The sequence below is a fragment of the Enterobacter sp. CPE_E890 genome (assembly GCF_046521475.1).
GTDB classification, from domain to species: domain Bacteria; phylum Pseudomonadota; class Gammaproteobacteria; order Enterobacterales; family Enterobacteriaceae; genus Enterobacter; species Enterobacter adelaidei.
Map to the genome: position 1 here is coordinate 1 of NZ_JBKFZW010000003.1, position 26905 is coordinate 26905.

The following is a 26905-nucleotide window of genomic DNA, read 5'->3' on the forward strand; positions in this document are numbered from 1 at the left end:
GGATGAAGCACTTGTTGTTAGTAATTCTAAACTCGCAAAGTTATCGACAAATTCTGTGTTAGCAGCTGCATTCCCCCCCTCAAAAACTACATCTGGCTTAAACGGCCAGACAGGTTCCCATCCCATTGAGGTAGTGGTGAAAGGACTTAATGCTCCTTGATCAGCAACCGGAATAAATTCAGGCTCATTTAACTCAACCTTGTCAGTAAATGCACCTACAGTTAATGCGTTCCATGACTGGCCCGGATCATGGATTTGATTAACTGAAAGACTGGCGGGATAGTTTCCCCAATGGTCGCGATCAACTATGTTCCCAGCGGAAAGAACAAACAACCGGGGAAAAGGGGTTTCTGCTAGCGCATCTACTGCCAGTGAATCGACCATTGATGACCAAGCTGAAGGGCGACCAAAGTCACGATAAGCAGTTGCTGTTACTGCTGAACTAAAAATACGTTTGCGCTGACCATTGAGAATTTCAGGACGTGTAACGGCTGAGCTGAACAGATATGCATGCTGTTTTGCGTCACCAACGTTGGCCCCATAATTTGGAGTAAGCTTAACTGACTCGAGTCGGTGTCCTACTTCTATTGCATCAGTAGAAGACAAAGCGTCAATCATATCGCCATAGATTGCAACTCCAGCCAACCCCGTACCATGGTTTGCGGTGTCATTGACTCCCCACGCGTCATTGACTGTATGCATGTCCTGCTGGTGCAAAACAGGTGCAAGCATAGCGTGCCCGCGATTAATGCCTGAATCCAACAAACAGATATAAGGTACATTGTCTTCGGGTGAAGGAACCTGGAGACGTCGCAGTGCATCATCCACCCAAAGCTGTTGTTCCAATGCTGGTAGTCCTTCGAAAAACTCAGCTGTATCTTTTGCACGCCGCAATTCTGCTACACAGTTTAAAACCAACCTAGCTTGAGAAAATTGGCTCTGAGAACCATACATCCAGGTTATGGTTCGCTCAGGAAAATCGACTTTGTGTTCGCTGACCTGGCATCCAGTCGCATGGCTTATTCGATGAAAATCAGTAACAACGGCATTTCTATTACCCCTCACTGGTAGCCATACTTCCCACCAAAATGCCTCATCCGGGTCAGATGGCAATAAACTCAAATCGTCTGTCCAAAGAGATTTAATTTCTGCAAGACGTATTGCTGATAATGTATTTATTAACGATTTATGGTCAGCGGAAACCCCGTCTGCGCGGCGTTTCTCAGTCAAATAATCCTGAATGTAATTTTCGAAATGCACTAGCTTTCCATCAGGCACAAATACATTTGCAGAGGTTATATCGCCCTCCTTATGTATACTTAAAACTTCTATGTGCTGATCTTTGTTCCGCCCCCTCTCATTACCCAAGCTTTCAAATGCTAATTCAACATCAGGTTGCCCAATAAACTCAATTTGCATTCCGAGACCGCTAATTAGCTCAAGGTTTTCTTGCCCTTCACGAATTTGGGCCGACATTTCCTTAACCTGCTGCAGTTGAGTTCTTAGGGCTACTCCATGTGCTTGTCGATCCCGCTCAGGTAGTAAGGTAGAGCCACCCCCACCAAGAGAATGTGCTGTATAGGGCTGTGCTGTAGAATTTTTTGGTAAAGAGAGATGAAGCCTTTTATCGTTGGTTTGTTCCGTCATGTTTTAACTTGTTTTTTTCGTTAAGTGATAACTTACTACTGATCAAACGACGCTCTTCTAAAGCCTGCTTTAATATGACAAGATCGACCTGCATGCGATCGCTCATGAGGGCATCTTTAATTGATTCATCGACAGCTCGACAAATTTCAGCATAGCTTAAACCAGCAACCTGTTTTTCTAATCCATTTTTACGGAAAGGCTTGGGCGCAAATGCTCCTAGTCGAGATTTTATTAAGTCGAGTGCCTGTTCTAACGTTGGCAAATGGTACTCAATAACATCATCAAAACGTCTGAACAACGCATAATCTAAAATTTCCGGATGATTAGTAGCAGCAATAATTATACTACTTGAGTTGTCTTGCTCGATCATCTGCAAAAAGCTATTGAGTACGCGGCGAATCTCACCTACATCATTTGTGAGGCTGCGTTGGGAGCCGATAGCATCAAACTCATCGAAAAAATAAACACCACGAATATCAGCAATAGCATCAAACACCTGCCGTAGCTTGGAAGCTGTCTCCCCCATAAACTTTGTAATCAGAGCATCAAAACGAACCTGAAACAAAGGAATACCAAGTTCACCAGCTAATGCTGATGCTGTTAAAGTTTTTCCCGTTCCAGGAGGACCGACTAACAAAACTTTTCGTCTTGGGGAAAGGCCATGCTCTTTGATTCGAGACATCATACGCTGTTCACGTATGAGCCGCTGCAGCTGAGAATGGGCAGAATGATCCAGAACAACATCGGCCAATCGGTATTCTGGCTGGCTAACAATCAATAAATTACCAAGATCTGTACGGTTTTTGGCCGCATTGGACAGGGGTACCAGCTTCCCACTTTTATCATTAGCCAGTTTTGCTTTTGCCTTGTCGAGAAGAGTTAAAAGCTCCTCAGCTAATCGTCCATGGCCCTGTTTCGCCTCATGCGCAGCAACCTGCATAGCCACTGAATAAAAGTGACCATCATCGCGACTAATGTGCGATTTGATAAGTGCCTTAAGTTGCTCTGCGCTAGCCACGTAAGTGATCCTGTTTTATGTGCCTGAAATTGACCTGCATATACATGAGAGTGTAGCAATTATGCATGGGCAGAGTAAACGAGTTCTATGTTTAACAGGTAGCTTAAGGTCGATTGGCATGAGTGAAAGCATGCAACAGCTTAAGGATCCCCCTACCAAGGTAGGTTCGTTAAGTCCTGACAGGGTGGGAACAGACCTTCAGGCGGTATTCAACCGGGCTCAGACCTTTTAATTTTATGCTAATTCGTTGATTATTATAATAGTGAATATAATCCGAAAGAGCTGTCTTTAGTTCCTCAATATTGTTGAATTTATTGAGATAAAAGCATTCAGACTTCAGTGTGCCAAAAAAGCATTCTGCACAGGCGTTGTCGAGGCAATTTCCCCTTCGTGACATACTTTGAACTACACCACTCGCTTTAAGCTGATACTGATACCAGCGGTGCCGGTACTGCCAGCCTTGGTCAGAATGGAGAATAGGCGTGCTCTTCTTGTCCAGTTTTGCAAACGCCTTGTCCAGCATCTCATCAATCATAGCCATTGCTGGACGCTCTGAGATACTGTAGGAAATCACTTCGTTATTAAAGAGATCGATAATCGGGGAGAGGTAGAGCTTTCGCCCATTGACGGCAAATTCGGTGACGTCAGTGACCCATTTTTCATTGGGTCGGGTTGCCTTGAAATTCCGCTTTAGAACATTATCAGCAGTTTCCCCCAGCGCACCTCGCCACGAGCTGTATCGCTTGACTTTAATAGCCGCTTTCAGGGAAAGCAGGTTCATCAGCCGCTGAACAACTTTATGGTTAATGCGGCCTGCCTCCTGCCGGAGTGCCAGCGTGACTCTGCGATAGCCATAACGACCACAGTTCTCGTTATATATCTCTATGATTCTGCTTTTAATCTCTTCATATTTATCCGAAGATTTAAGCGCTTTCAGGTGATAGTAAAAGGTGCTTCTTGGTATCTGAGCAATCTGCAAAAGCTGGTCGAACGGGTAGTGTTGCCTCAGTTCGTCGATAATCCTGACTCTGTCTCTTACCGAACTAAGGCTTTCAGCTTTTTTAGATAAAGTACCCGTAATTCAAGGGACCGAACTTTTCTTTCCAGCTCCTGAATATGTTTATCTTTCGAACGTTCCAATGCCACTTCAAGCGCAACAGGATCATCAATCATATGAAGTGCCCTTTTTTTGCCCACACGAAGAGAACGAAGCCCTTGCTCTCCATGTTCGCTGAACACCTTCATCCACTTCCCAACAGATGCCGCACCAGCAACGTTAAATTTCGCAGCTGCCTGCGTCTGGGAAATCTGCCCCGTCAGCACAGCCTTCACGGCTTCTACTCTGATTTCGGGATCGATTGAAACGCCCTTATCTCTGGGCTTCAGACCTTCTTCTCCATAAACATCATAGGCTGCAACCCATAATCTTACCTGGGTTCTGGGAACGTTAAAGCGAGCTGATGTTAAGCGATAGCCTTCATCAGTAGCTAAATAGTGCATAACCACTTCGAGGCGCTGTTCAAAGGTGTACTTACGTCTTGACATGGGACTCTCCAATTTGAGAGTCCAACTAAATGGGCGCAGTGCATGGGGTTAATGAAAATTAACTACGGGGCTTTCTGCTTTTTGCCACACAACACGGTAACAAACCACCTTCACGTCATGAGGCAAAAAGCCTCAAGCGCCACGTCGATTATACCGGGACGGTGCTATTTCTTACCAGGTATATCCACGCTTTATGCTGCTTAGCGCTTTAAATATCTAATGTATACCCATGCCGCAATCAAGACGCCCGTGCCCAGCGCAAGATTAGGTAAAATCACATCGTTTGCACTTGCATATATGGTATTAGGATCATGTTGCCCCCAGAATGCCAGCTTGTACCCGATGCCCCAGACAAAGAATATAATCCCGGCAATCAGAACGCCGAATTCTATAACGCCGAGCAGGATTCCATCTAACCAGTCAGGCGGATCACGCCATGTGATGACCGCAGCTATTAGTGTGCAGATGATTTGGCCTGCATAATAACCAGGGGAACCATACCATTCCGGAGCAACATGCTTCACGATCAACCAGAACAGCACGTTCATTAAGATAACGAGCAACCAGTACCTCATAGTTCTGCTTTCCTTGTATTTGGCCATCTGAGTTGTCAGACAGCATTGTACTTATTCATCGGGCGGACTTGCCATTGAAATACTCCGGACGCGCAGCCAGTTCACGCTCGATTAACTCGTCGGCAAACAAAGGGGCAACACGATGAATACGAGCCTGCATGTTGCGCCTTCTCACCGCAGCTTTCCGTTCATCGCTCCAGCGTTGGATCTGTTTCTGGCCGAGAAAATCCACGCATACAGCGTAACCTGAGCCAGCCACCCAGCGTGACATCACCTCTTCAGGTGCCGCCTGCCCTGCCTCCACGACAACGGAAATCAGTTCCCGTGGACCCGGGCAGGGCCTGTGCGGCAGTTTCCAGCGCAGAGAATAGCGCCACTTCATACACCACTCCGATCAGCCAGCTTATTTGGCACCTGCCAGCGTTCAGCAACACGAATATGTTCAGGTGTTTCCCGGACAATTAACGGAATTTCGTACATCACTGCATACAGCGGCTCACCGCTGATGCGAAGCCAGTCCAGTTCCTTCAGCGATGTGAATCGCGACTGCCAGCGCCAGAACGGTGCTGCAAGCTCTGCCGCGTCAAACTCGTCGCTCCACCGGGTGTACCAGGTGCAGACGGTTTCCGGTGACTGAAAATTCAGTTCTGTGACAGCCTGTCCCAGCAGGTTCTGACGCAGTAACCAGGACTGCTCGACCTGACGGGCTTCACGGCGCATTTTTCGGGTGAAGGCAAAGTCCTGACGTTTTAGCCTGCGTACTGTTCGGGTATGAAGGACTTCCGGAAAAAGTTCAGCCTGCACATCCATTGTCAGCGGCAGCGGACAGTATTCCCCGTGGCTGGAGATAAGCATATCCAGCGCCTCTTCCACCTGTTTCAGGCTGGAAAGGCGGTCTTTTGGATCACGGTGAAGGCCAGGAATACGGCGGGCAACGTCACTGTTAATCCGGCTACAGCCTGTCAGCAGGCGCAGGAATGTCCGGACGTGTGGCATCGATGGCAGACGTGCGCCGCGCTGGCGAGCCTCTTCCACCGTCATGATGGCCTGCAGCGCTGCCTGACGGGCTGGTTTCAGGGATACAAGAGCACTGGATGACGGGATCATTGTGCGCCCTCCTGTGACAGCGTGCTGATGATGCTGGCATACGAGTAGCCACCGGCGTCAAGACACTCGATGAGATCCAGAGTATGGGTGATGAGTTCAGGGTTGAATGCATCCATCACGCGAACGACAGAGAACGGCTGACCGTCACGGGTCACAAAGACCACTATCCAGCGAAGATTCAGCTCCCCCGGACTGCATACCGCCACATCAAAGTGACCATGAGAGGGGGTAAAACGGATCTGGACAGGAAAGAAGCCGCCAAATTCGCACCGGTATTCGGCATTCACGGACCAGCCGGACGGTGAGGTCAGATCGCGCATGACAGCGTGACTCAGCTCCCGGCGAAAGTCTTCACCGGCGGCGCGGTAGTCTTCCAGCTCATCAGAAGACATGGTTTTCAGGACATCCAGAGTCAGTAACGTTTTCATTTTCAGTCTCCTTATCGCCGCCCCGCAGGGCGGCGTCTCCGTTATCAGGCGGCGCAGGCCGGGTTGTTATGGTCGGTGACGTCGCCGGCATCAGCGTCGGTATCGTTCTGACTTGTTGCCAGACTGAGTTCAGACTTTGCGGCAGGCTGTTTCTGATTGTCAGCACTGGTCATCCATTCCGGAACCCAACGGATTTTTGAGAGGAAGTGCTCTGCATGTTCAGCGGCATCCTTTTTCTTCATCTTCGCGGCGTCCTGTGCTGCGCCAGCCAGTCCGGCCTGAGAGAGTGCCTGTACAATGTGTGGCAGCTTCATGTGCGAGAAAAGGTTATCAGCCGTCGGTTTCCACCAGTCACGAAGGTCAAACTGAATGGCGTTTTCCACCCCATCCAGCGAACTCTGGTGTTTACGACCAAATTCATCCTTGCCCTGTACACCATCTATGGAGCAGGCGGTGCAGAAAGCCATCAGTGCCATCAGGGTTGCGCCATCGAGCGTAAAGAAGGTGGTCATATCCTTTCGCCAGTTTTCCGGCAGCAGGGCTTCAAGACGTTCTTTTTCTGACTGGATGGCCTGAAACGCAACGCTGTTTTCACCGTCAGGTGCTTCACGGGTCAGCGCGTAATGCGACACACTCACGCTAATGCAGAACGGCTCTTTGACGGACGTTGTGGTATGGAAAACCGAGTTACACATTTTCCAGACCATCAGCGCGACGGCTTTCTGCGGCTGCTGCAACAGGGCCGCCTGAACCGCCAGTGTGCGTTCAGAAGAAAGGCGGGTCAGCAACGGGACACTGACGGCGTCCAGCGGATCGACTTTTTCAGGGGCCTGATCGGTGGATGCATCCTTCTCCTCCATTTTTTCATCGGCGCACAGCACCACACCGCGCTGTACTTTCACCTCCTGGCCAGTCCAGGAAACCACCACTCCGGCAGATTGCTTCATTTCATCCGTCCATGCCCGGTGTTTTGCCCGGTGCGCGATGGTCTGCTGTTCTTCCCAGACGGCTTCCAGAGCCCCGGCCACGACGTCATCATTCACGCCGGGGTTCTCGCCTTCATACTTAGCTTCCAGAGCTTCCAGCTCCGCAAGACGTTCTGATTCTGTCTCAGAATATTCAATCGGTGGAACAGACTGCAGACGCCAGATTTTAGTGTCCTTCCCGTAGTGAGAAATCGGGTCAAGACGACCATCACACCATGACCAGCCTTCCGCTTCGCGGAGGTGCTCCGCGATGTTCTGCAGTTTTTCCAGCAGGGCGGTATCGAGCGATGCACTTTTGACATAGCCGCCGTTTTCGCTGCTGAAGAGATCAACCCGGATTTCATCCGGACTGAATGCGGCCTCTCCCACAAAGCGGAATTTGTCGCCGTTTGTGGAAACCTCTTCTGAGGTAATGAGGTTACGGATCGAGGAAACTGATACTTCATTATTCCAGGACCGTTTGCGGGCGGATTCCAGCACTTCCACCTGGCGTTTCTGATCGCTTTCGAGCGCCAGTGCCTGGCAGTGTTCGGTGGTGATTTCATCCTTCGCCAGCGCCGCCAGAATTTCGGGAGCCAGTTCGGTCAGTTTCAACATGCGCTGAACATGACGCGTACCGAACCCCAGTAAATCGCCAATCTGCGCGGGGGTTTTCCCCTGCTCTGCCAGTGTGCGGAACCCGGCGATCTGTTCAGACGGATGCATTGCCATCTGCTGTTCGTTTTCTGCCATTGATGCCGCAACAGCCAGTTCATCAGGTACCTTTTTCACCATCACCTGATATCCGGCATCGATACGGTTTTCACTCTGCAGGAGCTGCAGCGCTTTCAGGCGACGACCACCGGCAGCCACACCACAGCGACCATCCGGGAGGTTATGCACGACCAGATTCTGCAACAGGCCAATGGCTTCAATGGAATCTGCCATTGAACAGACTTTCTCCGCCGGATAGGGAATGGTCCTGACGTTCAGGGGAGACTTCACCAGTGCCGTCACAGGGACATACTCGACCTGTGCGGCATCGAGAGCCACTTTAAGCGCCTCAGCTTCGGCAGACTTAAGCGTTTTTTTGCTGGTTTTCGGTGCAGTTTTTACCTTAGACTCTGTTGCAGACATAATTGATACCTCTTAGCTATTGATGAATGTCTGCCGGACAGCCCACCTGTCCGGCGTTCTTCTTACTGCTTACTTCGTTTTGCGTACTCCGTAGTCCCGGATGTAGCGGTTCATCATGTCCTCGCCGCCCGGTTCAAAATTCCAGACGCGCCAGATCATGCTGCCGTCATCCTGATGACGGACGACAAGGCGAAAATGGGTCCCCTGATCATCTTCAATCGCCACATTCTGATACTGCGCTGCGACAATCTGAGCCTGCTCGCGGGTAAACGTGCCATCCGGCAGGGATTCAAGCGGGGACAAAACGTTATGGTCCATGTGTTTCTCCTTTTCTGCCCCGCCTGAACGGGGCGTCTTCATCGTGGTTTAAAAGGGCGCGTCATCATCCATTGGTGGGAAATCATCCGGGAGTGGCTGAGGCGGTTGCTGAGACGGGGCGGCATCCTGACGGCCTTTCTTACCGCCCTTCGCTTTCGGGGATTTAGCTGCGGCCTGAGCAGATTGTGCCGGGGTGGCAGGATTCTGCGGCTGCGCGGCGCTCTCAGGCACTCCGGATTCACGGCGGCCGCCGAGCATCTGCAGGGTGCCGTTCTGCCCGACCAGCACCTCGGTGACGTAGCGCGTGACTCCGGCATCGTCCTGCCAGTTGCGGGTGCGCAGCTGGCCCTCGATGTAGACCTGTGCGCCTTTACGCAGGTATTCACCCGCCACTTCCGCGAGCTTGCCGAACATGACAACACGATGCCACTCGGTGTTTTCGCGCATCTCTCCCGTCTGCTTGTCACGCCATGTTTCAGACGTGGCCAGCGTCAGATTGACCACTGCGCCCCCGTTGGGCATGTAACGCACTTCCGGGTCCTGTCCCAGATGTCCAACCAGAATGACTTTGTTAACGCCACGTGCTGCCATGATGAATCTCCTTAATCCGTTGTTTTGCCTTTTAAAACCATCACCCGTTGAGTTGCCGGGGCCGCGGTTTTGACTTTGTGCGGGGACCTGCTGAACCTGCCCCCTGGATATAACCTTCACCCGTTTGAGAGCCGTTCGCCGCAAGGGCGTAAACGAGCACGGCCCGGTGCAGATGTCCGGGGGTGAGCGGGAAATTTTTTTCGGCCTAATGAAGCGGCAGCGGAATGGCCGGGAAAAATTTATTGCGAAAGGCCCTGCCGTCCCCTGGACAGCAAGACGGGTTGTGCTTGTCTCAGCCCCGGCGAATGGACTCAAACGGGTGATACGGGTACCAGGGGAAAGGAGCAGGCACCCGCCGCAACGACGAAGAGCGCGGGCGCGAAACGGCGTTGCCCCGCAGAGTGCCGGCAGTCCTTCGCCGGCACGGTGAAAGCGGCGCGACCGGGACGGTCGCAGCAAGCGCTGCCGTTGACCTTGACTTCAGACATCAGACACTAGCCGTCAGGCCCGAAACCGCTTGCGGGTTCGGCGGAGCTTACCGCGTCTTTTCGCGGTTAGCGGAGTGTGGCTCGACGACCGGACAGCGCAGCTGGCCGGGAGCCGAAGGTGTCCAGTGTGGGTATGTTTTTAAAGCCTTTAAGGGTTAAAAAGAGGCATCACAGCAGGGAGAAGAAGAGGAAGCAGACAGACAGCAGGCAGCAAACAGGGAAGACGCGGAAAGGAAATGCGGGCGGCGCGTCAGCGCGGCCCGGTTTTCCCGGCGCCGCAGGCGCGCGGTCTTTCGAGGCGCGGCCAGACGGGGACAGGTGCCCCGCCGGCTTAACGTGTCATCAGACGGTTATTCTGAGGATGGCGGTCGCTACCTGGGTATACGTGAATGTTCCCCGCGGCAACGGCTCCCAGACGTCCGCCAGGGACTCCAGCGCCTTTTGCTGACGCGGGCCGTCCAGACATATTCCAGTCAGAATCCCGCCAGGCTCAAGCAGAGTTAATGCCCGCCGGATATGCCGGATATCATCACCGCGATGAAACGGCGGATTCATGATGATTCGGGTATACCGGCGATCCGGATGATATTCGAGAAAATCCCCGCACCAGGTCCGGACCTCCGGGAAACGTGCCTGCAGGTGGCTGACTAACCCGGCGTGCAGCTCCACGGCGTCACACTTCGCCCGGGGGACTGTATCCCTGATCGCCTGCAGTATGGCGCCCGTTCCTGCGCTGGGTTCCAGAATGCGATCGGTTTCCCGGACATCAGCCAGCTCAACCAGCCGGCGACATTCCGGGGAGGGGGTGACAAAAAGCTGCGAGCTCCCCTGAATTTCAGCGACAGGGGCGCGCCCCTCCAGTTTGTCCCGCATCGCCTGAATACGGTGTTTAAGGTCATGATGCATGAATGTACTCCCTGACCTCCCCGGCAAGATGCCGGGGAGCCTTCCTGTTATTTTTTCGGAATTTCAACGGTTTTCATGTCTGTGATATACACATTCACGAGCGTACAACCGTGCGTCATGCACCGGCGCAAGCGATAGGCGCCGTGTGTTTCGGTTTCTGCAGCACCCCGCACGCCTTTATAATCAGCGGGTAATTTCGCCCACTCGGCCTTTGTCATTTCCCGGAACCCTTCCCCCGGATAGTTGACGATCGGTGGGCGCTTCGCCGCTTTCTTCGCGTTGCTGGCTTCCTCCGCTGTCGGGGCTTTGTAGTCCGTGATACGGTCGGGCGTGAGTTTCATCGTGCCGCTGTAGCCCAGAAAGCGATAACAGGGCGTTTCGACTGAACTCACCTCCCCCTGACTCCGGTTAACCCGGAGAATGGTTAACCATTCTCCCCGGCTCAGTACCTGCCCGCCTGGTTCAAATTCCTCTGTTCGGGTGACAACGCCACCGTTTTCATTAAGCATCGCGCGTTCGTAGGCCAGGCGGTTCTGGTAATGATTAACCCAGCGCTGTTGGTGGCTAATCGTGCGCTCATGACAGCGGATCGCAATATCCCGCGCCTGTTCAAAAGTAATGATCTCCTCAGACAGGGCAGAATGGAGAGACATCGAGCCCTCATACTGGCTTTTCTCTGCCGGGCGGGGGTATTTGTCGAGCGTGAAGCAGGCATGAATATGATCATAATTACTGACCAGTAACGCCATTTTCAGATCGAGCGTCTGCGCACGCCACATCGTCATATACTTTTCAGACCGGGCAATGTGCTTTTGGGACTTGCGTAATTCCGCCTCGATTTTTTTGATACGGCGGTAACGCACATCCGGACGCTCCTTGTATTTCGCGTGCCGCAGAGAGGCCTGCGCGCGCTGTTCCCAGTATTCGGCGCGCTCGAACAGCATCACCGCACGTTTCATGCCGTTCTCAATTTTCTGCGCATGCCGGCGCGCGCGGCGCTCGCTGTGGTGGCCTACCAGGATCGGCTGTCCCAGCGGGACAGCCGATGCCAGCGAATCAACATGCGCAAGCGCCTGCTCCGATTCAACCGCCCGCCGGTCACTGTAGTCACTGAACCGCCCGGCGCGCTGCTCCTGGCGATCAAACAGGGTGCTGTCCTCGTCCTCGATATCACCGGCGAGGGAAAGCAGGACATCCTCCCGCCCCGGCGTCCAGGCTGGCGCCACAAAGAGTTCCTGTTTGGGCGCCCAGCGAAAGCCTGCTTTGTTGATCAGGGAATACGTTTCTTCATCGAGCCGTAATGATGCGTAAAGTCGCAATTTATTATCATCGGGTGAATAGGTTGCCCGGTAAGTCTGGCTGACGGTATTTTCCGTCATGATCTGTGCGGTAGTCGGTGTCATTGTGTTTTCTCCTTCCTGCAGTTGCCGCCCCTCGCGGGGCGGCTCACCTCATCAGTTAAATGCGCGTTTCAGTTCCAGCGTGCGGAGTACCTGCCCGAGGGCGGTATTTTTCATCGCGGGGATGTGGACACCGCGCCCTTTGCGGTGACTTCTGGCGATATGACGCCCGAAAGCTCTGAGAGCGGGATCAATCTCAGGTGCGGTGATATCTGCGCGCAGAATGCGCGAATGACGACGGGGCTTTACAGCGCCTGCGGAAGGTGAAAAAATAGAAAAGATCATAAAGTTGACTCCTTATGGTAGTTAACGAAGCCGGAAAAACCGTTCGTGCGATTTTTACGGCGTGGGAGAAGCAGGGTTTACCCTGCTTTTTTCATATCTGCGGTTTGCTTCCCGCTTCTTCTTCCTCCTTCTTAAGCTGATCGGTAATGTCTTCCGGTTCGCCCAGAAACCAGCCTTTGACGGGTTCACAGCGTTCAATAAACGCTTTTATCGCCCGTTTTCCGGTCGTGGCCTGCACCCGGGTAAACATCGGCAGATTGCCGCTGGCATTGCTTCCCAGAAATGCGATCCGATACGTTCGCAATGAAGGATCCTGCATTTTTCTTTTTCCTGATTTTTAAAGAACATCACCCGTTGAGTTGCCGGGGCCGCGGTTTTGACTTTGTGCGGGGACCTGCTGAACCTGCCCCCTGGATATAACCTTCACCCGTTTGAGAGCCGTTCGCCGCAAGGGCGTAAACGAGCACGGCCCGGTGCAGATGTCCGGGGGTGAGCGGGAAATTTTTTTCGGCCTAATGAAGCGGCAGCGGAATGGCCGGGAAAAATTTATTGCGAAAGGCCCTGCCGTCCCCTGGACAGCAAGACGGGTTGTGCTTGTCTCAGCCCCGGCGAATGGACTCAAACGGGTGATACGGGTACCAGGGGAAAGGAGCAGGCACCCGCCGCAACGACGAAGAGCGCGGGCGCGAAACGGCGTTGCCCCGCAGAGTGCCGGCAGTCCTTCGCCGGCACGGTGAAAGCGGCGCGGCCGGGACGGTCGCAGCAAGCGCTGCCGTTGACCTTGACTTCAGACATCAGACACTAGCCGTCAGGCCCGAAACCGCGTAGCGGGTTCGGCGGAGCTTACCGCGTCTTTTCGCGGTTAGCGGAGTGTGGCTCGACGACTGAACCGCGCCAGCGGGTCAGGAGCCGAAGGTGGCCCCGGAGCAGATTGTGTGAAAGGAAAGTGAGGCAAAGCCAGAGGAAGAGCAGCAGCAAGATGAAGGGTACCGGTCAGGTCAGGACTGAGATTCGCCCTGCTCTTTTCTGTACTGTACAACGCAGTACCAGGCCGAAGCCAGGAAAGCAAAAACGGTGATCAACCCGCGTAATTCGTCACCCGGCTCTTTCCCCTTCAGCATCAGCGTTATGATGATGCCGGCAACGATAATCCACGCAATGCCACTCCAGAGGCGCAGCTTATCCGCCACGACATTAATCAGAACAAAAGCAACGGCCAGGATAGCCCCCCACAGAGCCGGAACAGGCTGAAACGGAATAAAAAACAGGTTAATACCGGTTAAAAGCGTCACGGCTGCAAACATCAGAGACATACGCATAAAATTTCCTCCCTGGACACACTGACGATAAGAATCACTTCTGCTGCTCATCTCCGGGTTTATTATATTCGGGCGCATTTGCGCGCGGCAGCTGCTGACTGTTCAGTCGATGTACGCGGAGCCGTTCATGGAAATATTCGCGCAGGTGTTCAGGCTGTTCCCGTTCAACAAGTTCCGGCACGACGGGCTTGTTCATGCGCTCCTGCCAGGCAACAGCAGCAGCCACCTTATCGACGGCAACTTTATCCTGCTCCTCCTTTGAAAAAGAGGCGATATTCCACTTTGACATATGCTTCACCGGTCTGCTTTACAGGAAGATATCCCTGATAATACGCGAATTCCGGGGCAACAGCGACTGACAACGGAGAGGAGAGTGCGCGGCGCCGGAGGCGCGGCGACGTCTCTCTCCGGCAGGCGCAGCCTGCCCGGGTTTTCGCGCGGCCGGAAGCGGCAGAGGTTCCCCCCTGCCCTGTGATTTATCGTGCCTTTCCCCCCTGAAGAATGAAATGGCCGCCAATATAGACGGCGCACTGACAGGTCATGTATTCGCAGATGTCATCCATCACCTGCGCAGTGGTCAGTTCCCGCTGACCGGCATCGCGGCGGCGGGCATTAATCAGGGCTTTGTACTGTAGCAGGATATCGCGGGTTTGTGGTGCAAGTTTCATGTGCTTTCTCCTTAACCGGCGGGCTTCCCCGCCGGATAGTCATCAGTTGCTGAATACAAAGCCTTCATGGAAGACATAGCCGCTGCTGAACAGATCCCGCGCGTAAGCCTCATAATCGAAATAGACGCGCAGGGATTCAGGCACCTCGTTTAACAGGCCGTGATCCTCCACAAAGCCATAAGCAAAATCCTCCTCGCTTTCAGCCTCGCCACAATACGCCTCATCAAAGGCGTCATAGTCGCACTCGCCGGTATAGCCCGCCCAGGCCACAAACGCGGCAGCGCGTCCTTCGTCCTGCGCCTGCCGGAATGCCTCGATAAACGCCCACTTAACAGAGGATTCAGAGGCAAACTGAGACGGGATCCCTTCCCAGTCCTGAAACATAAACTCGGGGTCATCCTCGGCGGCATGCAACGCCCGGCAGGCGTCATAAAATTCGTCTTCGTCGTCGAAGTCGGTTAAATCAAACCATTTGCCAAAAATACTGCCGCCGTTGTACTGGTGATATGTGCCCACGTAGACGGCCGGAACGGTTACTGATGAAGTCATTTTTGTCTCCCTGCGGGGCGGTGTAACCGCCCCGGTCGTTAATCAGTCCAGCGCGGCGTAAATAGCACTGCATTCGGGGTGAAAGGTGATGTGATTCCAGAGCTGGGCATCACGCAGCATATAAAGGCGAGTCAGCGCCGGGTTACTGCTGTCATGATGGGCCGCCAGACGGCGATTAATCGCCAGGCTGGTCAGAATAATGCCCGCCGCGTCGGCGCTGACAGTGCGATCAAACCAGTTTTCGCTACTGACCAGATGTACCCGGCCACAATCCGGCATCATGTAGCCGCCCCCCTCCGGCAGGCGAATAAAATGCCAGAAGCCGCCCTCATATTCGGGCATCCATTTTTTGGCCAGAGCGTACACCTGTAATTCCGCGAGCATGAAATCCGTGCCGAACAGGTACGGCATAAAAGACAGGCGGTCGGACTCCTCAACATTCAGGACCGGGCATGTATTCACATACTGCATGGATAAACCTCCGTAATCACATAGACTGCGGCACCGGGTTGTGCCGTGCCGACACGACAGCCCGGCGAAAAGCGGAAGATGCAGGGGCGACACCGGAGGCCGCAGCGCAGATATAGCGCGAAGCTGGTCTGGACGGTTTTCGAGCGAAACCTGAGCGAGAAAACGACGGGAAGAACGGCGAGCATCATAAAAAACCTGCGACCGGGCGAGGATGGCGGCGTCAGCGCACCCTTGCATCTGCAGCGGCCGGGCTAAAGTGAAGGCACGGCACTACCCGTCGCGATGCAGGAGGTTGAATACAGGGTTTCTCTCCCCCGTTTTTTGACCACCGGGAGAAAAGCGGAAGCAGATGTCGCAACGCGACAGACGCAGTAATAAGGCCACGGACCGGAGGGATGGGGCCGGGTGAAGCGGAGCCGGCGGCAACGGCAAGCCGGCGACTGCCTTATCCGGGGATGGCGGCGCCAGCGAACTCCAGCCTCTGCGGCTGCCGGGCTAAAGTGAAGGCACGGCACAGCCAGCACACGGCACGGCGATAACAGAGGGTTGTGTTCACCCAAAAGGCCCGGAAACCGGGCCGGGTGGACGCGGAGCCGGCACGGCGACATCCTTATCGCACCACACCTCCTGTGCCGGCAGGCTGACAAGGGAGGGTCCCCCTCCCCTGACGCTCCGGGCTGTCACTCCTGAGTTCTGCTGGCGCGGGCCTCTCTCACCATTTCCCTTAAAACCCGGCGATCAAACCAGCGCCGGACCGGAGTGTCCGTAAAACGCAGCTGATCAGCGATAACCCCTGCGCTCCTGATAGTTTCCTCCCGCTCGTTAACCAGGGTGAGCAGGACCGGGCAGAATCGCGCATCGCGAATAAGAATGGCATCGAGGACCTGATCCAGCCTGTCGGTTTCGTCTTCGTCCAGGCAGTTATCATGATCATACTCCACGGCCAGCAAGCGCCAGTCACCGATCCGCCTGTCCATCAGACGGGGAGTGACGGACGGCGTCAGCGCGGCGGCGATGCGCTTCGTATCCCGGTGGACGATTTCCGATATCTGCGTGAGGGAGGCTTTCAGGAAGGCCAGCAGATCGTCACATTCCGCCGCTGTCAGCCACTCCTGAGCGTAAGGCAGGCGGATAACCTGACAGTCAGCCAGCCGCTCCGGATGCGGATATGCCTGCACCGGAAAGAGATGCAGACGAGCCGGGGTTCCCGCCAGCCGCCGGGCGCTGGCGAGCAACAACGCTGCCCGGCCATACGTCAGCGGCTGACAAAGCTGTTCCGTAAGCGTGAGGATTTCCACGCCACTGAGAGAGCCGCAGGCGGCAAGCCAGCCGGGTACGGTTTCGGGGGCGACGGGCGCCATATCAACAGTGTCGGGCCAGCCAGCCTGGCGCAGCATCCGGTCGCCGTGACGCAGAATAAGCGTGTTAAGGGTTTCTTTTTTCATCATTATCGTCTCTGTCCGGGTTATATCACCCCGCCGCGTGGCGGGGCGATCTGCTGTCAGCTTTTCAGTAATGCCCGCACTTTTGCTGTATCCGCCAGGCGGCGCATTACGCTTTCCGGCACCGGGAGATTGCGATCCCGTGCGGTCCATTCCCTGTCCCACAATGCCTGTTCGGCGGTAATCAGCAGGGTTTCAAGCAGGTCAACCGGCACAGTCACCCTCTGCCCGTTCTCTTTCACCTGGTCTATCAGTGCCATCACCAGGCCGGCTGACACGCCCGACTCAAGCCGTTGTTCTTCCGGTATAGTGTCCATGCGTTCCAGTACTGCCCTTACGTCATGTTCTGAAAAGGAATATTCCATCCCGTCAGCCAGTGCTTCAATATCCGCCGGGGTCCAGATAATCAGGTTCAGCGGGGTTTCTGCGGGATATTGCTCATTCAGCATCCTGCAAAGATCTTCACGGGTTCCGTACATGTTCTCTCCTCAATCCAGAAAGCTTTCATCGAGCATCAGTGCAATATTGAACGCCTCATCCATCAGGACGCTGAGACGTCGCAGACTGATACCGGCAAGCCGTTCCGCCAGTCCGTCGTACCGGTAGTGGTACGTGTCTTCCAGCACTTTCAGGGTGGTTTTCAGGTCGCAAAGATTGTTCGCCAGCCCGGCCATATCGCGGCGCAGGGCTTCGTGTCCGTCGTAATTCATTACGCGGCCTCCGGAAGCCATTCATCGTTCGCCGCCGGGGTATTTACGGCCCGGTGCATGGCGGCCAGTCGTTCGGTTCCGGCCCGGTGGTACTGCGCCAGCATTTCGATGCCGATATAGCGGCGTCCGGCACGGTATGCAGCGACGCAGGTCGAACCGCTTCCGGCAAACGGGTCGAGAACAATCGCGCCCGGAGCGCTGAATGACTCAATCAGCGGCTGTAGCGCCTCCACTGGTTTCTGCGTCGGATGCAGGGTATTACCGGTATACGGGAAGGGCAGCACATCCGGCAGCGGTTTAAGGGGCGGCACGGGGCGGCCTTTGGCAAGGACATAAGCCCCTTCATGGCAGTAGTCCACAAATCCGCGTCGGGCCCTGGCGTTACGACGGTTGGAGGCATAGTTTTTGGTGAACACAAGCTGGCCCACGGCATAGAATCCTGCCGCCTTCCACGCGGCCATAAAGCGGTCCACACGGTTCCAGCCGTAGAAGCTCACCATCAGCGCGTCTTTTTTAAGGACGCGGTACATCTCCAGCGTGGCCGGTTGCAGCCATTCGTCCGTCACATCCCCGGCAATCTGTCTGCCCTGACGGTCCTTAAAACCGACGAGGTAAGGCGGATCGGTCACAATAAGGTCCACGGCACGGTCGGGGAATCCGCGCATCACATCAATACAGTTCCCGAGAATGAATCTGGACATGGCAGCACTCCTGTAGTCTGAGGGGGCAGGAGGCATCACCGCGATACCGTTCCCTGCCGCACGCTGCCTGTTCATCGCGTCCGGTCACGGGTCAGGCCGACCGTGGAATACCGCAGCCGTCCGTCTTTTGGACGGCAAGGATATGCCGCGAAAGCGGCTTGAAGGGCGTTCCTTAAAAAGGCGAGGGACTGGCGTACACTCTCAACGACGCCGGGCCGGAGCGGAAAAACCGCCCGTCCCGTACCAGACCGGACGCGAGACACTGGCAGCGGGCGGCAGGCTTGCGTTAACTCCAGGCGAACGGGGAATTACCGGCATACCTGTCCACAAATCCGGGGCTTAAGATTGTGGATAACCTGAAGGCAAACGACGGAGAAGCGCGGGAGAACAGACGCCACCACGCCTGTTCTTTTTTTGAACAACCGGAAAGTTTGTATCAGCTGTTCAGGGATTTATCCCCGGCCAGGGACAGGCCAATATAGACGCCAGCCCCCCAGATGACCTGCGACAAAATGAAAACCCACTGCGGAACGTCGAAAACCAGAAGCGGAAGCAGACATACCGTCACAATGCCAATCAGCCGGCTGCCAAATTTTCTTCGCACCGGTTCACTGCTGTCGACGGGAATGCGGGCGAGACGGAGAACATTTCTGAATCCTGGTGACATGAGAACCTCCCTGGGATGCCAGTCATTTGAAATCGGTGTAGTAGTGGATGTGATTCGTTGTTAGTCACCGAATGCACGCCGCATATTTTTCTTTATTTCCCGGGTATCCGACCCGGACACCGGCGCGGCAGATGCTGTCGGCGTATCCGGTACTGCAGCTGCAGCCCTGTTCACGTCAGCGGTGCCGGCCATCTGCTGAACCAGTGCCTGCAGCTCACTGACCGAGGTGGGCGGTACCGGCATACTGGCCAGCAGGCGCGGCAGCTCCGGTGCCGTCGTGTGGAGGGCAAGACCGGTGATAATCAGGTTTCTCAGCAGATCGCCACGCAGACGGGATGACGCCTCCGTCAGCACACTTTCCACCCGTTCTCCACTCCGGCCATTCTGAAGCGTCAGGGTGTAACGCCGGCGCTGGTATTCTGTCTCCGGTGACACGGGCAGAGCAGCCTCACCATTTTCGGGCTCATCCGGAAGGCCGGTGAGTGAGGACCAGGCTCCGGAGACCAGGGCCATCACGGCGCAAAGGCGGACAGCGCTCAGCTGCCCGGCAAAGAACACCGGGATCAGCGCCGGTAAACGGGCATCCACCTGGTATACCACCGCCCCGGCGGTGGCAGCGGTACGGATGAACTCACCGCGCAGGGGCTGTGAGATGGTGCTGATGGTTGCCATCGCCGCGATGTCGGTGCGATCGTCGCTGTGCAGATAGAAAGAATACTGGCCGTCCGGCACGTTTAGTCCTCTTTATTGTAAAGGGCAATCTCCCTGGCCAGCGCCATTTGCGGATCGCCTATAACCTCGATACGGTCAGGAGCCAGAGGCCAGGCCTGACGGATAGCCTCTTCAATGAGGGATGCCCCTCCCCCGACCAGGAATACCCGGTTAACGTTCCTGAAGGCCGTCAGCTCACTGGTAACACGCGCGCCCAGGGAGGTGATTGCCTCTGTAATTTTGTTCCGAACCTCGTCAATTTTACCGGCATCGTTGATCACACGCTGCAGATACTGACGATCATTGCGGTTGCGGATGATAGTGTCAGCGATGAGGGCGCTGGTTTCGCTGTCTGCCGCCCGCAGCGCGCCTGCAGCTGCGCGGGTGACCTGTGACACGCCGACAGACGGATTACCGTGCACCGCACTGATATCATCAAACTGGCCGACAATCACACCGGCATCGAGCGTGGTGCCACCGAGATCGATAATCAGGGTGGTCTCAGCGGGGCCGGGCTTCAGCTCCGCGAGACGGGAGAACGCCGCCGGTAGTGATTCCGGCATCACCTTCACGTCCGTTACGGTAAATGCCCTGCCCTTATTCAGAACCAGCTCACGCATCAGGTTTTCCCGTTTGCGTCGTATGTTCTCCTCGTTCCGCTGGCAGTCCCCGTCGTAATACTCACTCAGGGGCAGCGTCACGGTCAGGCTCACCGGCTGCGGCTCCAGTCCGCTGTTCAGCAGCGCATGATGCACGGCCAGCAGGTTGAGATCACCGTACTGATATTCCACGTTTGTTGTCGGGATGGCATCCCGGCTGACGCTGTCCCAGGTGTATTTCAGCGTACCCACCTGATAGTTGAACGTTGCCACACTGAATTCCGCCACTTTCCAGCCATGCCGGAAGGAGTTCGCAGAAACCCGGGTCTGAAGCTCATCGCCTTCAAACCATGCCAGCTTAACATTAGTTGAACCATCATCGCAGTAAATATTCATCAATATGCTCCGTTAGTTACACTCAATTTGATACCAACTATAAGAGCAAAATGAAAAAATCAAAACAATATTTCTCAATATGAGCAATATAAAAACATCAAAATGATTAATATAAGCATTTTGAACACCTTTATTTACTCAAAATGTTCTTAAGGCATGCGATCTGGATTATCGTCACGCTGTTAAATATGTCGCGGTAGGGATACCCGTTACCGGGTACCCCCCGCACAGATCCCGGCGTGCGCTATTCACGCACCGGGCTCCTGCCTTGGGTGTCTGGCGGTGAACCGCTCCACAGGCCATGGATGCAGAACCCGAACCTTCGGCAGCCATACGGCTGCCAGTCTGTTTGCTTTCGTCCATGTCGTATCATCCTGCTGGCTCCTGCGCCTCAGCGCCCGTCGCCAGAGGTCTGTTACGTATATCCTGAACTTCCGCATCATGGGATAGTTGCCCGGGACTGAGTGGTAGTTCAGGTATCCCTGAACCACTCTCCTGAGCCATTTTCCCTGTTCGGGGATTGAGTAATGCCAGCGCTTTCGTAGTCCGTCCTTGATCGCTTTCAGTGTCGCCGTCATCCTGTCCCGGCGTGTCTTTCGTATCAGCATGAACCTGCCACTACGGTCTTTCCCACTGATATGCGTGAACCCGAGGAAGTTGAACGTTTCTGGTTTACCTTTTCCCCTGCTGGCGCGGTTTTCGGCTGCGAAGCGGCCGAACTCCATCAGTCGGGTTTTCTTCGGATGTACCGTGAGTCCGAACTCCTTCAGTCTGCGCTGCATGGCTATACGAAAGCATTGAGCGTCGATTCGCTTGTCGAACCCGATGACTATGTCATCTGCGTATCTGACCATGACCACATTGCCTGTGGCATGGCGGCGTCGCCACTGATGCGCCCACAGATCGAAGACATAGTGGAGGTAGATGTTTGCCAGCAGCGGCGAGATAACCGCACCCTGTGGGGTGCCTTCCTCCGATGCCCGCCATTCTCCTTCCTCTGAGGTCCCGGCTGTGAGCCACTTTCGTATGAGCCTGATTACCCTCTGGTCGCCGATTCTGTGTTCTATGAACCTGATTAGCCATTCATGGCTTACCTTGTCGAAGAACTGACTAATATCGGCATCCAGTACCCAGTTTACATTGGTCCGAACCAGCCCTGTGGCCAGTGCGTCCAGCGCATTGTGCTGGCTTCGCCCGGGTCTGAACCCGTATGAAAACCCCATAAAGTCATTTTCGTAGACTGCATTCAGGATCTTAACCAGCGCATACTGGACGATTTTGTCCTCCAGTGAGGCGATGCCGAGCGGGCGCTGTTTTCCATCCGCTTTCGGGATGTAGTGCCGCCTGCCGGGCTGAGCCCTGTAACTACCCTGATGAAGCCTCCGGTGCAGATCTGCTATGTTGACCTTCAGGTTTTCGGCGTAGTCCTTCCACCTGACACCATCAACTCCGGCAGCCGCTTTCCTGCTCAGGGAGAGGAATGCGTTCTCCAGTGCCTCTGCTGTCAGGAGGTGGAACAATGCGGTAAACCGTTCTTTCTTCCGCTGCTTCGCAGCTTCCCGCACGCGTGACAGCCTCTGTGACATACTTTCCCGGCTCTGCGTCCGGCGCATGTGTGGCTGTTCCGCGTTTCCCTTGGCCCCGCTCCTTCGCTCCACTGACTCCGCTCCTTGCGGATTGTTCGCCAGATTCGCAGCTACTATGAGCGAGTCCGACTTCTCCTCTCCGTACATCACCGGCTTCGGCTCCTCGCCTTCCCGGTGCGGGCCATCTCCGGCACTGGCAGATGGTCAGAGGGGAGATCTCCCGGTTCCCGCGTAAAGATCGTATTGACATGCCAGGGTCTCAGACCCCGCCGGGTCCATATAGCACTCGCAGTAACGCACCCTATGATGTTGCCTTCCGTAAACAGTACAACGTCGGCACCCGGGAATTTAATATACATTTCGTGGCTCAATGGCTGGCCTGTCAACACCCCTGTCAACGCTTCGCCCCATACCTCACGGTATACAACGCATGACTCGGGGACCCTGTGGATTGCTGGTCCTTCAATGGTCGGGGACTTTCACCCCTTGATCTTTACCGGTCTCCCGGCGCACACTGTATGTATAACCAGTAAAAATTAGAGTGTCAGGAGGAAAGATGAAACTACAACTTTTCAGCACCGGGAAAGAACTCCCGCCACAGGCCCATCCATTGTTTGCCGATCTGGCCAGCTGCGGTTTTCCCAGCCCTGCTGCTGACTATGTCGAGTCCGATCTGGATCTCCATGATTACTGCATACGGCATCCGAGCGCGACGTACTACCTGCGTGCCAGCGGAGACAGCATGGCCGACGGCAGTCTGTACAATGGCGATCTGCTGGTTGTGGACAGTGCTGAAAAGCCGCGGCACGGCGATATCGTTGTCGCCAGCGTACAGGGGGAGTTTACGGTGAAACGGCTTCTGCTGACGCCGCGACTGACGCTGCAGCCCATGAATGCCTCCTGGTCGCCGATTTATCCTGATCCCGACGAGCTGGATATCTTTGGCGTTGTCACGCATATCATCCACCGCCCGAGGGAGATGTACTGATGTTTGCCCTGGCCGATGTGAACAGCTTCTATGCCAGCTGTGAACGTGTTTTCCGCCCGGATTTGAAAGGAAAGCCGATAGTCGTCCTGAGCAACAACGACGGGAACGTAATCGCTCGCAGTGCCGAGGCGAAGCCCTGGATCAAAATGGGAACTCCGTGGTTTCAGATAAAAAACGAAAGGTACCCGGAAAAAATATATGTGTTTTCAAGTAATTATGAACTTTACGCCTCGATGTCGGCGCGCGTGATGAACTGCCTGGAGGAACTGGCCCCCAGGGTGGAACAGTATTCCATTGATGAGATGTTCCTCGACCTGACCGGCGTGGAGCACTGTATGGGGCTTGAGGACTTCGGCCGGCAGCTGCGTCAGCACGTGTATGACTGTACCCGCCTGACCATTGGCGTGGGCGCCGGACCAACGAAAACCCTCGCAAAATCAGCCCAGTGGGCCTCAAAAGAGTGGAAACAGTTTCGTGGCGTACTCGCGCTGACCAGGGGAAATCCGCAAAGGACGCGGAAACTGCTTTCACTGCAGCCGGTTGAAGAAATCTGGGGGGTGGGTAACCGTATTGCACGCAAGCTAAATGTGCTGGGCATAAAAACCGCGCTCGATCTGGCTCTGACGAACCCGGCCTTCATCCGCAAAAATTTTTCTGTGGTCCTTGAGCGAACGGTACGGGAACTGAACGGGGAAAGCTGCCTTTCGCTTGAGGAAGCCCCTCCGACGAAACAGCAAATTGTCTGCAGCCGCAGTTTTGGCGTGAAGATCACGGAGTACGAGTCACTCCGTCAGGCTATCTGTCAGCACGCAGAGCGGGCCTCTGAAAAACTGCGTAAAGAGCACCAGTATTGCCGGCATATTTCCGTTTTCATCAAAACGTCTCCGTTCGCCATTAAAGAGCCTTACTACGGCAACGTGGCTACGGAGAAACTGCTTACACCCACTCAGGACACCAGGGACATCATTGCAGCCGCCACAATGGCTCTGGAGCGTATCTGGAGGGATGGGCACCGGTATGCCAAAGCCGGAGTTATGCTGAATGACTTCACCGGCTCCGGCGTTTCGCAGCTGCAGCTGTTCGACGAACGCCCGCCACGCCCTCACAGTGCTGAGCTGATGAGGGTTCTGGACGGGATCAACAACTCAGGGCTGGGTAAAGTATGGTTTGCGGGGCGGGGTATTGCCCCGGAATGGCAGATGAAACGGGAGATGCTTTCTCCTGCTTATACGACACGATGGTCAGATATTCCAGCAGCGAAACTGGCGTGAAACTTTGGCGATTTCACCTTGAAATTATCAGCCTAAACTCCCTAATTACAATAAGTTAGATGTGAAATCGCCATGGCGAAATTATTGACTCAAATTTCTGTCAAGGACCTCGTTGATAGCCTTGTCCAGTTCATCCTGAATCACTTTTGACATACGGCTAAACTCATAAGTCAGCGTGCGCCCTTTCACACGCTTACGCGCGAACTTGTCCTTTTCCTCAAAAGACCAGAGTGGAGAGACCACTGACTTTTCCTTGGGAGATGGATCTATCAATGCCTGAGATGCCTGAGAAATCAGCTTCAGTATACTGGCTTTCTGTTCGTCTTCTGGTCGCTCGCCATCACTCAAAATTGCATCGAGCTGAGCTGATACAGACTGAATGAGTTCTTCAGGCGTTAATCCCTTTTCACTGAGTTTTTCATTAACTTCCAAAAGAAGTTTATAGTCACTAAACGATAGCTCCGACTGAACCGGGAACAGAGAAATCAAGTCTTGCGGTACGGCCGCCGCCTGCAGCGCCCTGGTAACTTTAGCCTGAGATAACCCCTCCAGTTCAGCAATTTCCTTTTGATTAAATCCGGACTCTTTAAGAGCGATCAATCTCAGGCCAATCTCCCGAAGATTATGTTCTTTAGCTGTCTGGATATCTTTAGCCAGTTGGCGAGCTTCATCAGCTGATAAATGTTCTTCGGTAACCATTACATCAAGGCCTGTACGGACAAAAATTGCTGAGGCTCGCCGTCTTGAACCATCCAGTATCTCAATCCTTTCACTTTGCTTAATACCAATACAGGGAAAGAACTGCTGAAACTTAATCGTCTGGATAATGGATTTCAGGGACTCCCTGGTCAGTGCAAGTTGATCTCTTCCGTTGTTTTCCTGGTTTACGAAGGTCTTACTTTCAACTTCAGATGCAGGCACCCGAACAAACCTGAACGTTACCTTCCTGCCGGTTTTTAAGGTAAATACCTGGCTTCTACCGGTGTCCGTCATTTCCACCATTGACGCCTGGGTATTTAACTGTCTGCCGATGGTTTTTCTTTTCTCATTCGACATCACATACCTCCGTTAGTACGAATGAACTCGATGCGATCAAAGACTGCCTTCGCAAAGTCTTCCGCTGCTGATTTTGCGCTTTTTAGTGCCTCTGTACTTCCATCATAGGTTGCTGGATTTGCTGAAATAACTGTGTCAAAAGTCTCCCCACAGCGTTCGAAACCATCCAGTCTCGGCAGAACCATGTCTAGCATATCGGCACCGAAAACCTCTTTGGCCTGACTATGGCAAATTTTGTGATCAGATTTGTTCAGGATCTTGGACATGAAGCCGACATTACCGATGAGATTGCAGGTGTGCCCATCCATTTCGATGGAATCTATGAGGGCAGGGAGGCTGGCCACAAACTTCAGGGAAGAATGAAAATCAACCGTAGCCGGTGGAAGAGGGGTCAACATCAGGTCTGCCGCCCCAATGCAGTTTTTCAGGAACGCATCAAGGTGAGGACCACTATCAAGGAAAATAAAGTCGTAGTCATGCTGGAGCTTATCGATAATGTTCTCTTTAAGCACAGCATGAATATTTTTCCCTGGGAGATGTTCTTCACACAATCCCTTCCAGCCTTCAGCAAGGAATGCATCGTCAATGGAAGCGGGGATTACATCAACACCAGGGATAATAGACGGTACTATAAAATCGGAAAGTAATTCTTCACGAGACACGTTCTGGAGCATGGCCTGAGCCGCCGTATTTTCAACCAGGCCCACTGAATTCTCATGGCTCAGGAACATCGTCAGAGATGCCTGCGGATCGAAATCGATGGCCAGAATACGCAGGTCCTCGAACAGAAGCTGAGGATGAGCTCGAAAAGCATGTGATAATGAAGCGGTAGTAACTGTCTTGGAACCACCACCTTTAAGATTACAAACAAAAATCGTAAAGGCTTTATCGAAGCGATCCCTGTACTTCGGTACTTTACGATGGTTATACAGATCGATGACATTCTGAATCGTCATCGCGTATTTCATCGTATTACCAGAAGGTTTCTTTTTAAAAATGTAGCCACCGGCTTCCATTTCGGACACAGCATACTCAACACTGCCTTTACTGAGCTTAGGCAGCTTATACAGAGCGGCTTTGCTGTATTCCTGATAGAACTCGGTAAGCTTCAATTCCTCTTTTTGCTGGCGAATACTTTCGCTCAAAGATGTCAGAAGCTTACCTGCACGTGTAGCGACTTTCCGTAACTGCTCAATATTGTCCATTTATCACCTCATGACGTTTTTTGTCATTTTGAACAAAAAGAGTCATGTTGCAAGCAAAAAATCATATTGTTTTGATTTCGCTCTCAACAGGAGGGGGATGAAGCTCGACGGGCGTGCTACTAAATCACACTGCAGCAACACGCAGACGCACTTTTG

At 53.9% G+C, this 26905-nt stretch carries 31 protein-coding genes and 1 pseudogene; 2 read left to right on the forward strand and 30 right to left on the reverse strand.

What is annotated here, in order from left to right:
* The 28 genes and pseudogenes from ACLHV9_RS25595 to ltrA all read right to left on the reverse strand — a co-directional run.
* On the reverse strand, positions 1 to 1647 hold a 1647-nt coding region (locus ACLHV9_RS25595; protein ID WP_410397573.1), incomplete at its 3' end, for a S8 family peptidase.
* Positions 1625 to 2665, reverse strand: a complete 1041-nt coding sequence (locus tag ACLHV9_RS25600; RefSeq protein WP_009310020.1) for an AAA family ATPase — start codon at positions 2663 to 2665, stop codon at positions 1625 to 1627. The genes ACLHV9_RS25595 and ACLHV9_RS25600, both read right to left, overlap by 23 nt.
* 169 nt (positions 2666 to 2834) lie before the next feature.
* Positions 2835 to 4210 (reverse strand): IS3 family transposase gene (locus tag ACLHV9_RS25605; RefSeq protein WP_369739023.1). Its coding sequence is split into 2 segments (ribosomal slippage): positions 2835 to 3730 and positions 3730 to 4210, totalling 1377 coding nucleotides; the frame shifts between segments, so codons are not numbered across the junction.
* A 200-nt stretch (positions 4211 to 4410) separates the two neighbouring features.
* A complete protein-coding gene (locus tag ACLHV9_RS25610) occupies positions 4411 to 4785 on the reverse strand; it encodes a hypothetical protein (protein WP_023280872.1) in 375 nt (124 codons plus the stop codon).
* A gap of 55 nt (positions 4786 to 4840) precedes the next feature.
* Positions 4841 to 5167 (reverse strand): hypothetical protein, encoded by a 327-nt coding sequence (locus ACLHV9_RS25615; protein WP_001568059.1) that lies wholly within the window; start codon positions 5165 to 5167, stop codon positions 4841 to 4843.
* Positions 5164 to 5892 (reverse strand): plasmid SOS inhibition protein A, encoded by a 729-nt coding sequence (locus ACLHV9_RS25620; protein WP_001568058.1) that lies wholly within the window; start codon positions 5890 to 5892, stop codon positions 5164 to 5166. Before ACLHV9_RS25620 ends, ACLHV9_RS25615 begins: the two co-directional genes overlap by 4 nt.
* Positions 5889 to 6320, reverse strand: coding sequence for a conjugation system SOS inhibitor PsiB (gene psiB, locus ACLHV9_RS25625; protein ID WP_020804497.1), 432 nt, complete (start codon positions 6318 to 6320; stop codon positions 5889 to 5891). The genes ACLHV9_RS25620 and psiB overlap by 4 nt, the downstream gene beginning before the upstream one ends.
* A gap of 44 nt (positions 6321 to 6364) precedes the next feature.
* On the reverse strand, positions 6365 to 8422 hold the full coding sequence (locus ACLHV9_RS25630) for a ParB/RepB/Spo0J family partition protein (RefSeq protein ID WP_009310025.1): 2058 nt from the start codon (positions 8420 to 8422) through the stop codon (positions 6365 to 6367).
* 69 nt (positions 8423 to 8491) lie between these two features.
* A complete protein-coding gene (locus ACLHV9_RS25635) occupies positions 8492 to 8740 on the reverse strand; it encodes a DUF905 domain-containing protein (protein WP_009310026.1) in 249 nt (82 codons plus the stop codon).
* A gap of 48 nt (positions 8741 to 8788) precedes the next feature.
* Complete coding sequence (ssb, locus tag ACLHV9_RS25640; RefSeq protein ID WP_020804498.1) at positions 8789 to 9331, reverse strand: single-stranded DNA-binding protein; 543 nt, start codon at positions 9329 to 9331, stop codon at positions 8789 to 8791.
* Positions 9332 to 10161: 830 nt separating this feature from the next.
* Positions 10162 to 10725 (reverse strand): class I SAM-dependent methyltransferase, encoded by a 564-nt coding sequence (locus ACLHV9_RS25645; RefSeq protein ID WP_009310029.1) that lies wholly within the window; start codon positions 10723 to 10725, stop codon positions 10162 to 10164.
* Between the two features lie 47 nt (positions 10726 to 10772).
* Positions 10773 to 12128 (reverse strand): DUF3560 domain-containing protein, encoded by a 1356-nt coding sequence (locus ACLHV9_RS25650; RefSeq protein WP_009310030.1) that lies wholly within the window; start codon positions 12126 to 12128, stop codon positions 10773 to 10775.
* 51 nt (positions 12129 to 12179) lie between these two features.
* Positions 12180 to 12410: a hypothetical protein gene (locus tag ACLHV9_RS25655; RefSeq protein ID WP_009310031.1), complete on the reverse strand. Its 231-nt coding sequence runs from the start codon at positions 12408 to 12410 to the stop codon at positions 12180 to 12182.
* Positions 12411 to 12501: 91 nt separating this feature from the next.
* Positions 12502 to 12729 carry a hypothetical protein gene (locus tag ACLHV9_RS25660; protein WP_001568050.1) on the reverse strand — a complete coding sequence of 76 codons (228 nt, stop codon included), beginning with the start codon at positions 12727 to 12729 and terminating at the stop codon, positions 12502 to 12504.
* 679 nt (positions 12730 to 13408) lie between these two features.
* The gene (locus ACLHV9_RS25665; RefSeq protein WP_001568049.1) at positions 13409 to 13729 is read right to left on the reverse strand and encodes a hypothetical protein; all 321 of its coding nucleotides are present in this window, start codon (positions 13727 to 13729) and stop codon (positions 13409 to 13411) included.
* Positions 13730 to 13763: 34 nt separating this feature from the next.
* Entirely contained in the window at positions 13764 to 14018 is a 255-nt protein-coding gene (locus ACLHV9_RS25670) for a DNA polymerase III subunit theta (RefSeq protein ID WP_011977779.1), read from the reverse strand.
* 187 nt (positions 14019 to 14205) lie between these two features.
* Positions 14206 to 14397, reverse strand: coding sequence for a hypothetical protein (locus ACLHV9_RS25675; protein WP_023332910.1), 192 nt, complete (start codon positions 14395 to 14397; stop codon positions 14206 to 14208).
* Positions 14398 to 14439: 42 nt separating this feature from the next.
* Positions 14440 to 14946, reverse strand: a complete 507-nt coding sequence (locus tag ACLHV9_RS25680) for an antirestriction protein ArdA (RefSeq protein ID WP_023332911.1) — start codon at positions 14944 to 14946, stop codon at positions 14440 to 14442.
* Positions 14947 to 14988: 42 nt separating this feature from the next.
* Positions 14989 to 15417, reverse strand: a complete 429-nt coding sequence (locus ACLHV9_RS25685) for an antirestriction protein (RefSeq protein WP_001568045.1) — start codon at positions 15415 to 15417, stop codon at positions 14989 to 14991.
* 680 nt (positions 15418 to 16097) lie between these two features.
* Entirely contained in the window at positions 16098 to 16865 is a 768-nt protein-coding gene (locus tag ACLHV9_RS25690) for a hypothetical protein (RefSeq protein WP_001568044.1), read from the reverse strand.
* A gap of 53 nt (positions 16866 to 16918) precedes the next feature.
* Positions 16919 to 17338, reverse strand: coding sequence for a DUF1380 domain-containing protein (locus ACLHV9_RS25695; protein ID WP_001568043.1), 420 nt, complete (start codon positions 17336 to 17338; stop codon positions 16919 to 16921).
* Between the two features lie 9 nt (positions 17339 to 17347).
* A complete protein-coding gene (locus tag ACLHV9_RS25700) occupies positions 17348 to 17569 on the reverse strand; it encodes a hypothetical protein (protein WP_001568042.1) in 222 nt (73 codons plus the stop codon).
* Positions 17569 to 18270 (reverse strand): DNA methylase, encoded by a 702-nt coding sequence (locus ACLHV9_RS25705; RefSeq protein ID WP_001568041.1) that lies wholly within the window; start codon positions 18268 to 18270, stop codon positions 17569 to 17571. Before ACLHV9_RS25705 ends, ACLHV9_RS25700 begins: the two co-directional genes overlap by 1 nt.
* A 71-nt stretch (positions 18271 to 18341) precedes the next feature.
* A pseudogene (locus ACLHV9_RS25710) lies at positions 18342 to 18511 on the reverse strand (hypothetical protein); the annotation flags it as partial.
* A 195-nt stretch (positions 18512 to 18706) separates the two neighbouring features.
* Positions 18707 to 18937 (reverse strand): hypothetical protein, encoded by a 231-nt coding sequence (locus ACLHV9_RS25715; protein ID WP_040245863.1) that lies wholly within the window; start codon positions 18935 to 18937, stop codon positions 18707 to 18709.
* Positions 18938 to 18997: 60 nt separating this feature from the next.
* The gene (locus tag ACLHV9_RS25720) at positions 18998 to 19669 is read right to left on the reverse strand and encodes a plasmid partitioning/stability family protein (protein ID WP_020804632.1); all 672 of its coding nucleotides are present in this window, start codon (positions 19667 to 19669) and stop codon (positions 18998 to 19000) included.
* Positions 19670 to 19671: 2 nt separating this feature from the next.
* Positions 19672 to 20643, reverse strand: a complete 972-nt coding sequence (parM, locus tag ACLHV9_RS25725; protein WP_407221229.1) for a plasmid segregation protein ParM domain-containing protein — start codon at positions 20641 to 20643, stop codon at positions 19672 to 19674.
* A gap of 248 nt (positions 20644 to 20891) precedes the next feature.
* Positions 20892 to 22379: a group II intron reverse transcriptase/maturase gene (gene ltrA, locus ACLHV9_RS25730; protein ID WP_023332914.1), complete on the reverse strand. Its 1488-nt coding sequence runs from the start codon at positions 22377 to 22379 to the stop codon at positions 20892 to 20894.
* Positions 22380 to 22785: 406 nt separating this feature from the next.
* Here ltrA and umuD point away from each other — a divergent pair, with 406 nt between their 5' ends.
* On the forward strand, positions 22786 to 23217 hold the full coding sequence (gene umuD, locus ACLHV9_RS25735) for a translesion error-prone DNA polymerase V autoproteolytic subunit (RefSeq protein ID WP_001568036.1): 432 nt from the start codon (positions 22786 to 22788) through the stop codon (positions 23215 to 23217).
* A complete protein-coding gene (locus ACLHV9_RS25740) occupies positions 23217 to 24488 on the forward strand; it encodes a Y-family DNA polymerase (protein WP_023332915.1) in 1272 nt (423 codons plus the stop codon). Before umuD ends, ACLHV9_RS25740 begins: the two co-directional genes overlap by 1 nt.
* 81 nt (positions 24489 to 24569) lie before the next feature.
* On the opposite strand, the gene ACLHV9_RS25745 is transcribed toward ACLHV9_RS25740, so the two are convergent.
* On the reverse strand, positions 24570 to 25544 hold the full coding sequence (locus ACLHV9_RS25745; RefSeq protein WP_021312406.1) for a ParB family protein: 975 nt from the start codon (positions 25542 to 25544) through the stop codon (positions 24570 to 24572).
* A complete protein-coding gene (locus tag ACLHV9_RS25750) occupies positions 25544 to 26749 on the reverse strand; it encodes an AAA family ATPase (protein ID WP_009484138.1) in 1206 nt (401 codons plus the stop codon). Before ACLHV9_RS25750 ends, ACLHV9_RS25745 begins: the two co-directional genes overlap by 1 nt.
* Positions 26750 to 26905: the final 156 nt, after the last annotated feature.

Excerpts from the sequence above, each read along its gene's own strand:
- ACLHV9_RS25675 (WP_023332910.1), bottom strand. The coding sequence starts at position 14,397 with ATGAAACTTGCACCACAAACCCGCGATATCCTGCTACAGTACAAAGCC.
- ACLHV9_RS25645 (WP_009310029.1), bottom strand. The coding sequence starts at position 10,725 with ATGCATCATGACCTTAAACACCGTATTCAGGCGATGCGGGACAAACTG.
- ACLHV9_RS25745 (WP_021312406.1), bottom strand. The coding sequence starts at position 25,544 with ATGTCGAATGAGAAAAGAAAAACCATCGGCAGACAGTTAAATACCCAG.
- psiB (WP_020804497.1), bottom strand. The coding sequence starts at position 6,320 with ATGAAAACGTTACTGACTCTGGATGTCCTGAAAACCATGTCTTCTGAT.
- ACLHV9_RS25610 (WP_023280872.1), bottom strand. The coding sequence starts at position 4,785 with ATGAGGTACTGGTTGCTCGTTATCTTAATGAACGTGCTGTTCTGGTTG.
- ACLHV9_RS25650 (WP_009310030.1), bottom strand. The coding sequence starts at position 12,128 with ATGACACCGACTACCGCACAGATCATGACGGAAAATACCGTCAGCCAG.
- ACLHV9_RS25750 (WP_009484138.1), bottom strand. The coding sequence starts at position 26,749 with ATGGACAATATTGAGCAGTTACGGAAAGTCGCTACACGTGCAGGTAAG.
- ACLHV9_RS25695 (WP_001568043.1), bottom strand. The coding sequence starts at position 17,338 with ATGTACGGAACCCGTGAAGATCTTTGCAGGATGCTGAATGAGCAATAT.
- ACLHV9_RS25715 (WP_040245863.1), bottom strand. The coding sequence starts at position 18,937 with ATGTCACCAGGATTCAGAAATGTTCTCCGTCTCGCCCGCATTCCCGTC.
- ACLHV9_RS25635 (WP_009310026.1), bottom strand. The coding sequence starts at position 8,740 with ATGGACCATAACGTTTTGTCCCCGCTTGAATCCCTGCCGGATGGCACG.
- ACLHV9_RS25665 (WP_001568049.1), bottom strand. The coding sequence starts at position 13,729 with ATGCGTATGTCTCTGATGTTTGCAGCCGTGACGCTTTTAACCGGTATT.
- ACLHV9_RS25690 (WP_001568044.1), bottom strand. The coding sequence starts at position 16,865 with ATGATGAAAAAAGAAACCCTTAACACGCTTATTCTGCGTCACGGCGAC.
- parM (WP_407221229.1), bottom strand. The coding sequence starts at position 20,643 with ATGAATATTTACTGCGATGATGGTTCAACTAATGTTAAGCTGGCATGG.
- ACLHV9_RS25685 (WP_001568045.1), bottom strand. The coding sequence starts at position 15,417 with ATGCAGTATGTGAATACATGCCCGGTCCTGAATGTTGAGGAGTCCGAC.
- ACLHV9_RS25630 (WP_009310025.1), bottom strand. The coding sequence starts at position 8,422 with ATGTCTGCAACAGAGTCTAAGGTAAAAACTGCACCGAAAACCAGCAAA.
- ACLHV9_RS25700 (WP_001568042.1), bottom strand. The coding sequence starts at position 17,569 with ATGAATTACGACGGACACGAAGCCCTGCGCCGCGATATGGCCGGGCTG.
- ACLHV9_RS25680 (WP_023332911.1), bottom strand. The coding sequence starts at position 14,946 with ATGACTTCATCAGTAACCGTTCCGGCCGTCTACGTGGGCACATATCAC.
- ACLHV9_RS25660 (WP_001568050.1), bottom strand. The coding sequence starts at position 12,729 with ATGCAGGATCCTTCATTGCGAACGTATCGGATCGCATTTCTGGGAAGC.
- ssb (WP_020804498.1), bottom strand. The coding sequence starts at position 9,331 with ATGGCAGCACGTGGCGTTAACAAAGTCATTCTGGTTGGACATCTGGGA.
- ACLHV9_RS25615 (WP_001568059.1), bottom strand. The coding sequence starts at position 5,167 with ATGAAGTGGCGCTATTCTCTGCGCTGGAAACTGCCGCACAGGCCCTGC.
- ACLHV9_RS25670 (WP_011977779.1), bottom strand. The coding sequence starts at position 14,018 with ATGTCAAAGTGGAATATCGCCTCTTTTTCAAAGGAGGAGCAGGATAAA.
- umuD (WP_001568036.1), top strand. The coding sequence starts at position 22,786 with ATGAAACTACAACTTTTCAGCACCGGGAAAGAACTCCCGCCACAGGCC.
- ACLHV9_RS25655 (WP_009310031.1), bottom strand. The coding sequence starts at position 12,410 with ATGATCTTTTCTATTTTTTCACCTTCCGCAGGCGCTGTAAAGCCCCGT.
- ACLHV9_RS25620 (WP_001568058.1), bottom strand. The coding sequence starts at position 5,892 with ATGATCCCGTCATCCAGTGCTCTTGTATCCCTGAAACCAGCCCGTCAG.
- ACLHV9_RS25740 (WP_023332915.1), top strand. The coding sequence starts at position 23,217 with ATGTTTGCCCTGGCCGATGTGAACAGCTTCTATGCCAGCTGTGAACGT.
- ACLHV9_RS25705 (WP_001568041.1), bottom strand. The coding sequence starts at position 18,270 with ATGTCCAGATTCATTCTCGGGAACTGTATTGATGTGATGCGCGGATTC.